Origin of the sequence: Mitsuaria sp. BK041, assembly GCF_014193085.1 — a bacterium.
GTDB lineage: Bacteria > Pseudomonadota > Gammaproteobacteria > Burkholderiales > Burkholderiaceae_C > Roseateles.
The window spans coordinates 1,458,047-1,470,580 of the sequence record NZ_JACHYT010000001.1 but is presented as its reverse complement, the minus strand read 5'-3'; the positions used below and the strand labels follow the sequence as shown (position 1 = coordinate 1,470,580).

At 68.7% G+C, this 12,534-nt stretch carries 12 protein-coding genes; 10 read left to right on the top strand and 2 right to left on the bottom strand.

All coding sequences use genetic code 11. The annotated features are described in order from the left end of the window. Nucleotides 1-90 precede the first annotated feature (90 nt). The 3 genes from yjgA to FHT38_RS06455 all read left to right on the top strand — a co-directional run bounded on the left by yjgA (nt 91) and on the right by FHT38_RS06455 (nt 1,898). The gene (gene yjgA, locus FHT38_RS06465; RefSeq protein WP_147240269.1) at nt 91-702 is read left to right on the top strand and encodes a ribosome biogenesis factor YjgA; all 612 of its coding nucleotides are present in this window, start codon (nt 91-93) and stop codon (nt 700-702) included. Further along, complete coding sequence (gene mog, locus FHT38_RS06460; protein ID WP_091723678.1) at nt 695-1,309, top strand: molybdopterin adenylyltransferase; 615 nt, start codon at nt 695-697, stop codon at nt 1,307-1,309. The genes yjgA and mog overlap by 8 nt, the downstream gene beginning before the upstream one ends. An 85-nt stretch (nt 1,310-1,394) precedes the next feature. Then, nucleotides 1,395-1,898, top strand: a complete 504-nt coding sequence (locus FHT38_RS06455; RefSeq protein ID WP_091723675.1) for a peptidylprolyl isomerase — start codon at nt 1,395-1,397, stop codon at nt 1,896-1,898. 62 nt (nt 1,899-1,960) lie between these two features. Here the strand turns inward: FHT38_RS06455 and cysE are convergent, their stop codons facing one another. Together cysE and FHT38_RS06445 are read right to left on the bottom strand one after the other, a co-directional pair. Further along, complete coding sequence (cysE, locus tag FHT38_RS06450) at nt 1,961-2,728, bottom strand: serine O-acetyltransferase (RefSeq protein ID WP_091723672.1); 768 nt, start codon at nt 2,726-2,728, stop codon at nt 1,961-1,963. Nucleotides 2,729-2,837: 109 nt separating this feature from the next. Next, nucleotides 2,838-3,704 (bottom strand): RNA methyltransferase, encoded by an 867-nt coding sequence (locus FHT38_RS06445; protein WP_183490752.1) that lies wholly within the window; start codon nt 3,702-3,704, stop codon nt 2,838-2,840. 122 nt (nt 3,705-3,826) lie between these two features. Between FHT38_RS06445 and FHT38_RS06440 the strand changes: the two genes are divergently transcribed. From FHT38_RS06440 to ftsB, 7 genes are all read left to right on the top strand, one after another. Then, a complete protein-coding gene (locus FHT38_RS06440; protein WP_091723668.1) occupies nt 3,827-4,786 on the top strand; it encodes an inositol monophosphatase family protein in 960 nt (319 codons plus the stop codon). Between the two features lie 240 nt (nt 4,787-5,026). After that, on the top strand, nt 5,027-7,627 hold the full coding sequence (gene mutS, locus FHT38_RS06435) for a DNA mismatch repair protein MutS (RefSeq protein ID WP_255488616.1): 2,601 nt from the start codon (nt 5,027-5,029) through the stop codon (nt 7,625-7,627). Nucleotides 7,628-7,663: 36 nt separating this feature from the next. After that, nucleotides 7,664-8,491 carry an alpha/beta fold hydrolase gene (locus FHT38_RS06430; protein ID WP_091723666.1) on the top strand — a complete coding sequence of 276 codons (828 nt, stop codon included), beginning with the start codon at nt 7,664-7,666 and terminating at the stop codon, nt 8,489-8,491. 71 nt (nt 8,492-8,562) lie between these two features. Then, complete coding sequence (locus FHT38_RS06425; RefSeq protein WP_091723663.1) at nt 8,563-10,239, top strand: CTP synthase; 1,677 nt, start codon at nt 8,563-8,565, stop codon at nt 10,237-10,239. A gap of 63 nt (nt 10,240-10,302) precedes the next feature. Then, on the top strand, nt 10,303-10,590 hold the full coding sequence (locus tag FHT38_RS06420) for a DUF1330 domain-containing protein (protein WP_183490750.1): 288 nt from the start codon (nt 10,303-10,305) through the stop codon (nt 10,588-10,590). Between the two features lie 183 nt (nt 10,591-10,773). Continuing rightward, a complete protein-coding gene (gene eno / locus FHT38_RS06415) occupies nt 10,774-12,060 on the top strand; it encodes a phosphopyruvate hydratase (RefSeq protein WP_091723658.1) in 1,287 nt (428 codons plus the stop codon). 182 nt (nt 12,061-12,242) lie between these two features. Further along, nucleotides 12,243-12,512, top strand: coding sequence for a cell division protein FtsB (gene ftsB, locus FHT38_RS06410; RefSeq protein WP_091723656.1), 270 nt, complete (start codon nt 12,243-12,245; stop codon nt 12,510-12,512). Nucleotides 12,513-12,534 lie beyond the last annotated feature (22 nt).

The window sequence follows — 12,534 nt, the reverse complement described above, 5'->3', positions numbered from 1 at the left end:
GGGGAGATCCGAGGCCGCGGCGGGGTGGCGACTATCATACGGGCGCTGTGCCCCGCCCCTTCCGGTCGGGGCTTCTCGCTTTCTTCCCCCATGCACCCCGATCACGACGACCACGACGACCGCGCGGACTTCGACGACTTCGAAGACGACCGCCCCAGCAAGAGCCAGCTCAAGCGCGACATGGACGCGCTGCAGGCGCTGGGCGCCGAACTGCTGACGCTGCCCGAGAAGCGCGTGGCCGCGCTCGACCTGCCCGAGGCGCTGATGGACGCGATCAAGGAAGGCCGCCGCATCGTGGCCGGCACCGCCCGCAGCGGCAAGAAGCGCCATCTGCAACTGATCGGCAAGCTGATGCGCCAGGTCGATCCGGCGCCGATCAGGGAGGCCGTGGCCGAGTTCAAGCTCGGTCGCGCGCAGGATTCGCTCGAACTGCACCAGGCCGAGCGCTGGCGCGACCGCCTCGTCGAGGACGACAACGCGCTGCAGGGCTTCATCGACAGCTTCGAAGCGGTCGACGTCCAGCAGCTGCGCAGCCTGATCCGCGCCGCCCGCAAGGACCGCGCGCAGGCGGTCGAGCAGCGCAACGGCCGCGCCTGGCGCGAGCTGTTCCAGTTCATCAAGGCGCACCTGCTGGCCGCCAAGGGCGGGTCGCGCGACGAAGACACCGCGGACGATGGTGACGACGAGGGCGACGATGAGTGACGCCGCCCCGGTCGACGCCGCCGCGCTGCCCCCGCCAGAGCCGGTACGGATCGGCATCGTCTCGATCAGCGATCGCGCCTCCAGCGGCGTCTACGAGGACAAGGGCTTGCCCGCGCTGCAGGACTGGCTGCGCTCCGCGCTGATCAATCCGATCGAGTTCCAGCCGCGGCTGATCCCCGACGAGCGCGAGCAGATCGCCGCCACGCTGCGGGACCTGGTCGACGAGGCCGCTTGCGACCTGGTGCTGACCACCGGCGGCACCGGCCCCGCGATCCGCGACGTCACGCCCGAGGCGACCATGGACGTCGCCGACCGGGTGATGCCGGGCTTCGGCGAGCAGATGCGGCAGATCTCGCTGCACTTCGTGCCCACGGCCATCCTCTCCCGGCAGGTCGCGGTGATCCGCGGCCGCGCGCTGATCATCAACCTGCCCGGCCAGCCCAAGGCAATCGCCGAGACGCTGGCCGGCCACGCCGCGGCCAGCGGCATCTTTGCCGCGGTGCCCTACTGCATCGATCTGCTCGGCGGCCCCTATCTGGAAACCCGCGACGCGGTCTGCGCCGCGTTCCGTCCCAAGACCGCGCAGCGCCCACCGCGTCCGGCGTGACCGCGACGACGGCGGCCGCCGCAGGCCCCGCCCCGCCGACGCTTCAACCGCTTCCACGAGAAGCCCCAACGAGAAACGACACCCCATGAAGATCACCAAGGACACCATCGCCACCGTCGAGCTGAAGGTCGCCAACAAGCTCGGCCAGGTCATCGAGAAGACCGACGAGCCGATGGCGCTGCTGATCGGTGGCTACGGCAACACGCTGCCGGCCATCGAGACCGCGCTGGAAGGCCAGGAGAAGGGCTTCGCCACCACCATCGAACTGACGCCGGAGACCGGCTTCGGCGAGCGCGACGAAAGCCTGCTGATCACCATCCCCAAGAAGGACTTCCCGCCCGGCGTGAAGGTCGGCGGCCAGCTGCAGATCCGGCAGGCCAAGGAGGGCGAGGAGGAACCGGCTGCGGACGACGGCTTCCACGTCTTCACCGTCGTGAAGATCAAGGGCGACACCGTGCACCTGGACGGCAACCATCCGCTGGCGGGCCAGCACCTGAAGATCAGCGTCAAGGTCAAGGACGTGCGCGCCGCCACGCAGGAAGAGATCGAGCACGGTCACGCCCACGGCGATCACGGCCATCACCACTGATCTCTCTCATTCCCTCTCCCCCGCGAGGGGGAGAGGGAGTTGGAGAGAGCCGCGTCAGCGACTCACTTCACCAATCTCGACAGCTCGGCGGCGTCGAAGTTCTCGGCCTGCTGGGCCTCTTGCGGCACGCAGTCCTTGCGCTCCGCCTCCGACAGCTTCGCGATCGCCTGCCACAGCAGCGCGATCTGGTGCTCGTGCCCCGCCGCGTTGTCGATCAGGCCCTTCATGGCCTGCGCGACCGGGTCGTCGCCCTGCGTCACGCCGTAGGCCGAGAACCCCATGCGGGCCGCGGCCTCCTCGCGCTGCGCCTCGACCTTGGCTTCGATGATCCGGGCCGGGTTGCCGACCGCCGTCGCGCCCGGCGGCACCGGCTTGGTCACGACCGCGCCGGAACCCACCCGCGCGCCCTCGCCGACCGTGAAGCCGCCGAGGATGCAGGCGTTGGCGCCGACGATCACGCCGCGCTCCAGCGTCGGATGCCGCTTGGCGCCCTTCACCAGCGAGGTCCCGCCCAGGGTCACGCCCTGGTAGATCGTGACCTCGTCGTGGATCTCGGTCATCTCGCCGATGACGATGCCCATCCCGTGATCGATGAAGACCCGCCGGCCGATGGTCGCGCCGGGGTGGATCTCGATCCCGGTCAGGAAGCGGCCGATGTGCGAGGTGAAGCGCCCCAGCCACCGGAAACCACGGGTCCAGAACCAGTGCGCGCAGCGATGCACCATCAGCGCATGCAGACCCGGATAACAGGTCAGTACCTCCCAGGCCGAGCGGGCGGCGGGGTCGCGTTCGAGGATGCAGGCGATGTCTTCGCGAAGACGCTGGAACATGGTGGGGGAACCCGATGCAAGCCCGCGTGGGGCTCGGTGATGAGGGTCGGCCAGTTTAGCGGCGGGCCTCAACCTTGCCCGCCTCAGGCCTTATGGGGAGCGCGTCCGGCTACTCGTCTCCCCCGAGTGCGGGGGGCGTGTCCGCCGCGGGGCGGGTCTTCTCGATCGCCCGGGCGATGCCGCGCAGGATGTGGACCTCTTCCTGCGTCAGCCCGGCGCGGTTGAAGAGCTGGTTCAGCCGCGGCATCAGTTTCTTCGGCGCGGCGGGATCCAGGTAGCCCAGGTGAATCAGGCTGCCCTCCAGATGGGTGAGCAGGCCCTGCACCGCCCGCGCGTCGGCCAGCTGCGGATCGGCGGTGCGCGCCGCGACCTCGTAGCCGCCCAGCGCCTGGCGCCAGTCGTAGGCCAGCAGCTGCACCGCCTGGGCCAGGTTCAGCGAGCCGTAGTCGGGATGCGTCGGGATCGACAGCACCGCATGCGCGCGATAGACATCCTCGTTGCTCATGCCGTAGCGCTCGGAACCGAACAGGAAGGCCACCCGATGGGGGTGGCCGGCGGGGTCGGCGGGGTCGGCGGGGTCGGCGGGGTCGGCGGGGTCGGCGGGGTCGGCGGGGTCGGCGGGATTGGCGAGTCGCGCGAAGAGCTCGCGCGGCTGGTGCGTCGGCGGACCGAAATCGCGCGGCGTCATCGCGGTGGCGCAGACGAAGGTGCAGCCGTCCAGCGCGTCCTCCAGCCGGTCGACGATGCGGGCGCGGGCGAGGATGTCGGCCGCGCCGCTGGCCATCGCGACGGTCTCCTCCTGGCTGAGCACGTCCGCGAAGCGGGGACGCACCAGGACCAGGTCGCGGAAGCCCATCACCTTCATCGCCCGGGCGGTCGAGCCGACGTTGCCGGGATGGCTGGTCTCGATCAGCACGAAGCGTGTCGGATCGGACGCCAGGGGGGTTGCGTTCAGGCCGGAGTCAGCCGGGGGCATAGGGGAAACCACGAGTCTGTGCCAAAATCGCGCATTATCCGCGCCGGACGTTGGTCGACATCGACGTCCGGCGCTTGCTCTTTCCCTTCGCCAGTCCACTTCTTCCACAGGAATCGTCCCGCATGACGCAAGCCGCCCTCCATCCCATGCTCAACGTCGCCATCAAGGCGGCGCGTACCGCCGGCGCGATCATCAACCGCGCGTCGCTGGACCTGGACATCCTGAAGATCAACACCAAGTCGCCCAATGACTTCGTGACCGAAGTGGACCAGGCCGCCGAGCAGGCGATCATCGAGACGCTGCTGCAGGCCTACCCCGACCACGGCATCCTGGCCGAAGAGTCCGGCCGCGAACACGGCGCCAAGCACTCGGAGTTCCAGTGGATCATCGACCCGCTGGACGGCACCACCAACTTCATTCACGGCCTGCCCTTCTATTGCGTGTCGGTCGCGCTGGCGCACCGCGGCGTCGTGCAGCAGGCCGTCGTGTACGACCCGACCCGCAACGACCTGTTCTACGCGACGCGCGGCCGCGGCGCCTTCCTCAACGACAAGCGCATCCGCGTGTCCAAGCGCACCCGCATGAGCGATGCGCTGATCGGCACCGGCTTCCCGTTCCGCCGCGGCGACAACTTCAAGCGCTACCTGAAGATGTTCGAGGAGATCTCGCAGCAGGTCGCCGGCGTGCGCCGCCCCGGCGCCGCGGCGCTGGATCTCTGCTACGTGGCGGCCGGTCACTACGACGGCTTCTTCGAGACCGGCCTGAACCCGTGGGACGTGGCCGCGGGCTCGCTGATCATCACCGAGGCCGGCGGCCTGGTGGGCAACTTCACCGGTGAGCCGGACTTCCTGCACCAGCGCGAGATCGTCGCCGGCACGCCGCGCATCTACGGCCCGCTGGTGCAGATCCTGGCGCCCTACTCCCGCGTGATCTCGCAGGACGACCTGGACGCCGACGCGGCGGCCACCGAGACGCCGGCCGACAAACCCGCCCCCAAAAAGAAGGCCGCCGCGGAAGGCGACGCCCCCAAGAAGCGGGGCCCGGTCCGGATCAAGAAGTCGGACGACGGCGCCGAGGCCTGACGCCATCCCCGATGCCATCGGCCTGAACAGCCGCCGCGGCGTTTCTGACGCCAGTCTCGCGAAGCCCTCCCTTGGAGGGCTTTGTCGCTTTTGGCGCAAGTGCATCGAGCCGCCCGCGCCGCATCGGACCTAGCATGGCCTCCTGCCTCTCTCGCCGCGTGCGGCCATGCCCTACACTCCCTTCCCAGCCACCCAACGCGACGCCCTCCCACCGAGGGCGTTGTCCATTTCCCTCCTCCGATGAGCAGCGCCGCGACCGACGATTTCAGCCAGCACACGCCGATGATGCAGCAGTACTTCCGCATCAAGGCCGAGCATCCCGACACGCTGGTGTTCTATCGCATGGGGGACTTCTACGAGGTCTTCTTCGACGATGCCCGCAAGGCCAATGCGCTGCTGGACGTCACGCTGACCACGCGCGGCCAGAGCGGCGGCGAACCGGTCGTCATGGCCGGGGTGCCGGTGCATGCGCTCGAGTCCTACCTGGGCAAGCTGATCCGGCTCGGCGAATCGGTGGCGATCGCCGAGCAGGTCGGCGAGGTCGGCGCGACCAAGGGCCCGGTCGAGCGCAAGGTGGTGCGCGTCGTGACGCCCGGCACCATCACCGATTCGGAGCTGCTGGCCGACAAGCAGGACGCGATCCTGCTGTCGCTCTCGACCCAGGGCAAGACCATCGGCCTGGCCTGGCTGTCGATGACGCAGGGCGAGATCGGCCTGGCGCAATGTGGCGAGCGCGAACTCGGCGCGTGGCTGGCGCGCCTGTCGCCGGCCGAGGTGCTGGTCGACCGCGAGAAGCATCCGCAGGCGGTGCTCGCCGCGCGGCTGCCGATCACCAACCGCCAGGCCTGGCAGTTCGACGCGGCGCTGGGCCTGCGCAAGCTCTGCACGCAGCTCGGCGTGGCCAGCCTGCAAGGCCTGAACGCCCAGGACCTGCCCGCCGCGCACGCGGCCGCTTCCTGCCTGCTGGCCTATGCCGAGAGCACCCAGGGCAGCCGCGCGCTGACGCATGTGAAGCGGCTGCAGGTGCTGCGCGCCACCGACCTGCTGGACCTGCCCCCCGCCACCCAGCGCAACCTGGAACTGACGCAGACGCTGCGCGGCGAGACCTCGCCGACGCTGCTGTCGCTGCTGGACACCTGCCGCACCGGCATGGGCAGCCGCGCGCTGCGCCACTGGCTGCTGCATCCCCAGCGCGAGCGCGCCACGGCCCATGCGCGCCAGGACGCGATCGCCGAGCTGATGACGACAGGCTTCGAACCGCTGCGCGAAGCGCTGCGGCAAGTTTCCGATGTCGAGCGCATTGCGGCGCGCATCGCGCTGCGCCAGGTGCGTCCGCGCGAACTGGCCGGCCTGCGCGCCACGCTGCAGATCCTGCCGGAACTGGCGCAGACGGTGCCCGCCGGCGCCGCGCTGCTGGATCAGCTGGGCGAAGGCCTGCGCGCCTCGCCGCACATCGCCGAGCTGCTGACGCGCGCGATCGCCGAGGAACCGGCCGCGCTGATCCGCGAGGGCGGCGTCATCGCCAAGGGCTTCGACGAGGAGCTCGACGACCTGCGCGCCGTCCAGACCAACTGCGACGATTTCCTGATCGCGCTGGAGACCCGCGAGCGCGCCCGCACCGGCATCGCCAACCTGCGCGTCCAGTACAACAAGGTGCATGGCTTCTACATCGAGGTCACCAACAGCGGCCTGGAGAAGATCCCGGCCGACTACACCCGCCGCCAGACGCTGAAGAACGCCGAGCGCTTCATCACGCCGGAGCTCAAGGCCTTCGAGGACAAGGCGCTGTCGGCGAACGAACGGGCGCTGGCCCGCGAGAAGATGCTGTACGAGCTGGTCATCGACCAGCTGTCCGAGGAAATGCAGGCGCTGGGCCGGCTGGCGCGCTCGCTGGCCGCGCTGGATGTGCTCGCCGCGCTGGCCGAGCGGGCCGCCACGCTGAACTGGTGCCGCCCGGAGTTCGTCTCGCATCCCTGCATCGACATCCAGGGCGGCCGCCACCCGGTCGTCGAGGCACGACTGCGCGAGACCGGCGCCGGCGAGTTCATGGCCAACGACTGCCGGCTCGACGCCCGCACCAAGCTGCTGGTCATCACCGGCCCGAACATGGGCGGCAAGAGCACCTTCATGCGGCAGGTCGCGCTGATCGCGCTGCTGGCGGCAATCGGTGCCTACGTGCCGGCCACCGCCTGCCGGCTGGGGCCGATCGATGCGATCCACACCCGCATCGGCGCCGCGGACGACCTGGCCAACGCGCAGTCGACCTTCATGCTGGAGATGACCGAGGCCGCCGCGATCCTGCACGCGGCCACGGAGCAATCGCTGGTGCTGATGGACGAGATCGGCCGCGGCACCTCGACCTTCGACGGCCTGGCGCTGGCCGGAGCCATCGCGACCCACCTGCACGACAAGTGCCGCGCCTTCACCCTGTTCGCGACCCACTACTTCGAGCTGACCGAGTTCCCGGCCAAGCACCCGCAGGCGGTCAACATGCATGTGTCGGCGGTCGAGAGCGGCGAGAACATCATCTTCCTGCACGAGATCCAGCCCGGCCCGGCCAGCCGCAGCTACGGCGTGCAGGTCGCGCGCCTCGCCGGCATGCCCTCGCCGGTGGTGCGTCAGGCCCGCGCCGCGCTCGAGGCCCTGGAGGCCCGCGCCACCGAAGGCGAGACGCAGATCGACCTGTTCGCCCCGCCGCCCGAGCCGGCGCCCGGCGCCTCGGCCGCGGAGCCCTCGGAGCTGCTCGACGCGCTGCGGGACCTGGATCCCGACGCGCTCAGCCCGCGCGAGGCGCTCGCGGCGCTCTACCAGCTCAAGACGCTGGCGACGACGCGCGCCTGAGCCGCCGGCCGCCGCAACGCCCCGTCGCCCCACGCCATGGCACCCTCCCGCACCCTCGTCTTCTCGCACGCCAACGGCTTCCCCTCCGGCTGCTACCGCGTGCTCTTCGAGGTGTGGCGCGACGCGGGTTGGACCGTGCACGCGCTGCCGCGCATCGGCCACGACCCGCGTTATCCGGTCACCAGCAACTGGCCGCACCTGCGCGACGAACTGCTGCAGTTCATCCAGGACCAGGTGAAGCCGACCGGACCGGTGATGCTGGTGGGGCATTCGCTCGGCGGCCTGCTGTCGCTGCTGGCGGCGTGTCGCAAGCCGGCGCTGGCCCAGGGGCTGGTGATGCTGGATTCACCGGTCGTCGACGGATGGCGCGCGCACAGCCTGCGGGTGGCGAAGTCCGCCGGCCTCATCAAGAAGGTGTCGCCCGGCAAGATCTCGCACCAGCGCCGCTACGAATGGCCCAGCCGCCAGGACGTGCATGCGCATTTCGCGTCCAAGAGCAAGTTCGCGCGCTGGGATCCGCGCGTGTTGAAGGACTATGTCGACAGCGGCTTCGACGACCACGCCGACGGCCAGGTGCGACTGGGCTTCACCCGCGAGATCGAGACCCGCATCTACAACACGCTGCCGCACAACCTGCCGCGCATCCTCAGACGCCACGCGCCGAAGTGCCCGGTGGCCTTCGTCGCGGGCACGCAATCCGAGGAACTGCGCCAGGCCACGGCCGCTGGCTCCAAGGCCCTGGCCAAGGACCTGTTCCGCTGGTTCGAGGGCACCCACCTCTACCCCTTCGAGCGTCCCGACGACACGGCCCGGCTGGTGCTCGAGTTGATCGACGAAATGAAGGGCAGGACGGCGTCGCTATAATCGCGCTTTACCACCACGGCGTTTTGAGGTCCGGTACGACGCATCCGGACGCAATCAGGCGCTGCAAGACAATGACCAAGTACGTCTTCGTCACCGGCGGTGTCGTGTCCTCCCTCGGCAAGGGCATCGCATCGGCCTCTCTCGCGGCCCTTCTCGAGTCCCGCGGCCTCAAAGTCACCCTGATCAAGCTGGATCCCTACATCAACGTGGATCCGGGCACGATGTCCCCGTTCCAGCACGGCGAAGTCTTCGTCACCGACGACGGCGCCGAGACCGACCTGGACCTGGGCCACTACGAACGTTTCATCACCACGCGGATGAAGCGCTCCAACAACTTCACGACCGGACAGATCTACATGTCGGTCCTGGAGAAGGAGCGCCGCGGCGACTACCTCGGCAAGACCGTCCAGGTGATCCCGCACATCACCAACGAGATGCAGGAATTCATCCGTCGCGGCGCCGGTCACGGCACCGCCGACGCGGTGGACGTGGCGATCGTCGAGATCGGCGGCACCGTCGGCGACATCGAATCGCTGCCCTTCCTGGAAGCCGCCCGCCAGATGAGCCTGAAGATGGGTCCGACGAACGTCGCGTTCGTGCACCTGACCTACGTGCCGTGGATCGCCGCCGCGGGCGAGCTCAAGACCAAGCCCACCCAACACACCGTGCAGAAGCTGCGCGAGATCGGCATCCAGCCCGACGCGCTGCTGTGCCGCGCCGACCGCCGCGTGCCCGACGATGAGCGCGAGAAGATCTCGCTGTTCACCAACGTGCCCGAGTACGGCGTGATCTCGATGTGGGACGTGAACACGATCTACAAGGTCCCGCGCGTGCTGCATGAGCAAGGCCTGGACCAGCTGATCTGCACCAAGCTGCAGCTCAACACCAAGTCCACCGACCTCAAGCGCTGGGACATGCTGGTCAACGAGGTCGAGAACCCGAAGACCGAAGTCACGATCGCGATGTGCGGCAAGTACACCGACCTGTCGGACAGCTACAAGTCGCTGAACGAGGCGCTGCGCCACGCCGGCATCCACAACCACGCCCGCGTCAACATCGAATACGTCGACTCCGAGACGCTGGACGCCGAGCACGTCAAGCAGCTCGACAAGTACGACGCGATCCTGGTGCCCGGCGGTTTCGGCAAGCGCGGCGTCGAGGGCAAGATCCTCGCCGCCCAGTACGCCCGCGAGCACAAGACGCCCTACCTCGGCATCTGCCTGGGCATGCAGGTCGCGACCATCGAGTACGCGCGCCACAAGGCGCAGCTGGACGGTGCGAACTCGACCGAGTTCGAACCCGACGCGCCGCACAAGGTGATCGCGCTGATCGACGAATGGCAGGACGCGGATGGCTCGATCCAGAAGCGCACCGCGCAGTCGGACCTCGGCGGCACGATGCGCCTGGGCGCGCAGAGCTCGGACGTCAAGCCCGGCACGCTGGCCTACGAGATCTACGGCCCGGTCGTCAACGAGCGCCACCGTCACCGCTATGAAGCCAACGAGCAGTACCTGGACCAGCTGCAGGATGCCGGCCTGGTGATCTCGGCGATCACCCAGCGCGAGAAGCTGACCGAGATTGTCGAGCTGCCGCGCAACGTGCACCCGTGGTACATGGGCGTGCAGTTCCACCCCGAGTTCAAGTCGACGCCGTGGGACGGCCACCCGCTGTTCATCGCCTTCATCAAGGCCGCGCTGGAACACAAGGCCAAGGTCGGCCACGAGGTCAGCGCTCCCGCGGCCGCCTGACGCCTGACGTCAGAGGCCGTGCCTCCGGCGACTTCCCGATCCACGACGAAAGAGACACCGCCCATGCCCGCCTTCATCATTGCCGACGTGACCGTGACCGACGCCGACCAGATGGCGAAGTACCGCGAATGGAGCACGAAGGCGATGCAGGAGCATGGCGCGGAGGTCCTGGTGCGCGGCGGCACGATCGAAGTGCTGGAAGGCGACTGGACGCCGAGCCGGCTGGTCGTGCTGAAGTTCCCGGACCGCGCGGCGGCCCGGCGCTTCTACGAGTCCGAGACCTACCAGCATGCGAAGTCGCTGCGCCAGCAGGCCGGCGTGATGCGCATGGTCGTCGTCGACGGCGTCTGACCCTTCGCCATGCCCCGCACCAGCCATCGCGCCCATTCCCCGTCCAGACGGGCGATGCGGCCCGGTGGCTTTTTTTCGCCCCTCTTTCGTCCCCCATTCAGGCCGCAGCTTGTTCAGCACAGGTAACCCGTTGCTGGCACCATGCGCGCCGACCGAGTTTTTTCACTTCTGGAGACTGTTCCCATGAGCGCCATTGTTGACATCGTCGGCCGCGAGATCCTCGACAGCCGCGGCAACCCCACCGTGGAATGCGACGTGCTGCTGGAATCCGGCGTGATGGGCCGTGCCGCCGTGCCGTCGGGCGCGTCGACCGGTTCGCGCGAAGCCATCGAACTGCGTGACGGCGACAAGTCGCGCTACCTGGGCAAGGGCGTGCTCAAGGCCGTCGAGCACATCAACACCGAGATCTCGGAAGCCGTGCTGGGCCTGGACGCCTCCGAGCAGGCCTTCCTGGACAAGACCCTGATCGACCTGGACGGCACCGAGAACAAGAGCCGCCTGGGCGCCAACGCGATGCTGGCCGTGTCGATGGCCGTGGCGCGCGCCGCCGCGGAAGAGTCGGGCCTCCCGCTGTACCGCTACTTCGGCGGCATGGCCGGCAACCAGCTGCCGGTGCCGATGATGAACGTCATCAACGGCGGCGCCCACGCCAACAACTCGATCGACCTGCAGGAGCTGATGATCATCCCCGTGGGCGCGCCGTCGTTCCGCGAAGCGCTGCGCTGGGGCGCCGAGGTCTTCCATGCGCTGAAGAAGATCATCGACGCCAAGGGCATGTCCACGGCCGTCGGCGACGAAGGCGGCTTCGCCCCGAACGTCGAGAACCACGAAGCCGCGATCCAGATGATCCTGGAGGCGATCGACAAGGCCGGCTACACCGCCGGCGAGCAGATCGCGCTGGGCCTGGACTGCGCCGCCAGCGAGTTCTACAAGGACGGCAAGTACGTGCTGGAAGGCGAAGGCGGCATCCAGCTGACGGCCGAGCAGTGGACCGACATGCTGGCCACCTGGGTCGACAAGTACCCGATCATCTCGATCGAGGACGGCATGGCCGAAGGCGATTGGGACGGCTGGAAGCACATCACCGAGAAGCTGGGCGACAAGGTGCAGCTGGTGGGCGACGACCTGTTCGTCACCAACACCAAGATCCTGAAGGAAGGCATCGACAAGGGCATCGCCAACTCGATCCTGATCAAGATCAACCAGATCGGCACGCTGACCGAGACCTTCGCCGCCATCGAGATGGCCAAGCGCGCCGGCTACACGGCCGTGATCTCGCACCGCTCGGGCGAGACCGAGGACTCGACCATCTCCGACATCGCCGTCGGCCTGAACGCCGGCCAGATCAAGACGGGCTCGCTGTCGCGCTCGGACCGCATGGCCAAGTACAACCAGCTGCTGCGCATCGAGGAAGACCTGGGCGACGTCGCCGTCTACCCCGGCCGCGCCGCGTTCTACAACCTGCGCTGAGCCTGTGCGCGGCCTGACCCCCTCGGGGTCCGGCCGCCTGGCGACGAAGAAGGGCGAGTCCATCGGGCTCGCCCTTTTGCATTGCCGGATGCGTCGCGAACGCCACGGATCCCCGTGAATCCGGGGCTCGCGCGGGCGGCCTGGGCACGGGCCGCCACGCGAGGCGGCTACACTCGCGGCCTGTGAAAGCCCTGGCCATCGTCCTCACCGCCTTCCTTGTCGCCATCCAGGCCCAGCTCTGGTTCGGCAAGGGCGGTCTGGCCCGTGGTGTCCAGCTGCGCGCCGAACTGCGCGAGCAGGCCGAGGCCAATGAGAAGGCCCGCGCGCGCAACGCGCAGCTGCAGGCCGAACTGCTCGACCTGCGCGAAGGCCTCGAGATGGTCGAGGAAAAGGCCCGCATGGAACTGGGCATGGTCAAGCCGGACGAGGTCTTCGTCCCGCTGCGCCGCTGAACTTCCCCACTTCCTGCATGCT

What these genes read in the sequence shown, in the direction of transcription:
- FHT38_RS06445 (WP_183490752.1), bottom strand. Translation starts at nt 3,704, where the DNA reads ATGCCCCCGGCTGACTCCGGCCTGAACGCAACCCCCCTGGCGTCCGAT.
- FHT38_RS06425 (WP_091723663.1), top strand. Translation starts at nt 8,563, where the DNA reads ATGACCAAGTACGTCTTCGTCACCGGCGGTGTCGTGTCCTCCCTCGGC.
- FHT38_RS06455 (WP_091723675.1), top strand. Translation starts at nt 1,395, where the DNA reads ATGAAGATCACCAAGGACACCATCGCCACCGTCGAGCTGAAGGTCGCC.
- mog (WP_091723678.1), top strand. Translation starts at nt 695, where the DNA reads ATGAGTGACGCCGCCCCGGTCGACGCCGCCGCGCTGCCCCCGCCAGAG.
- FHT38_RS06430 (WP_091723666.1), top strand. Translation starts at nt 7,664, where the DNA reads ATGGCACCCTCCCGCACCCTCGTCTTCTCGCACGCCAACGGCTTCCCC.
- cysE (WP_091723672.1), bottom strand. Translation starts at nt 2,728, where the DNA reads ATGTTCCAGCGTCTTCGCGAAGACATCGCCTGCATCCTCGAACGCGAC.
- FHT38_RS06420 (WP_183490750.1), top strand. Translation starts at nt 10,303, where the DNA reads ATGCCCGCCTTCATCATTGCCGACGTGACCGTGACCGACGCCGACCAG.
- FHT38_RS06440 (WP_091723668.1), top strand. Translation starts at nt 3,827, where the DNA reads ATGACGCAAGCCGCCCTCCATCCCATGCTCAACGTCGCCATCAAGGCG.
- mutS (WP_255488616.1), top strand. Translation starts at nt 5,027, where the DNA reads ATGAGCAGCGCCGCGACCGACGATTTCAGCCAGCACACGCCGATGATG.
- eno (WP_091723658.1), top strand. Translation starts at nt 10,774, where the DNA reads ATGAGCGCCATTGTTGACATCGTCGGCCGCGAGATCCTCGACAGCCGC.
- yjgA (WP_147240269.1), top strand. Translation starts at nt 91, where the DNA reads ATGCACCCCGATCACGACGACCACGACGACCGCGCGGACTTCGACGAC.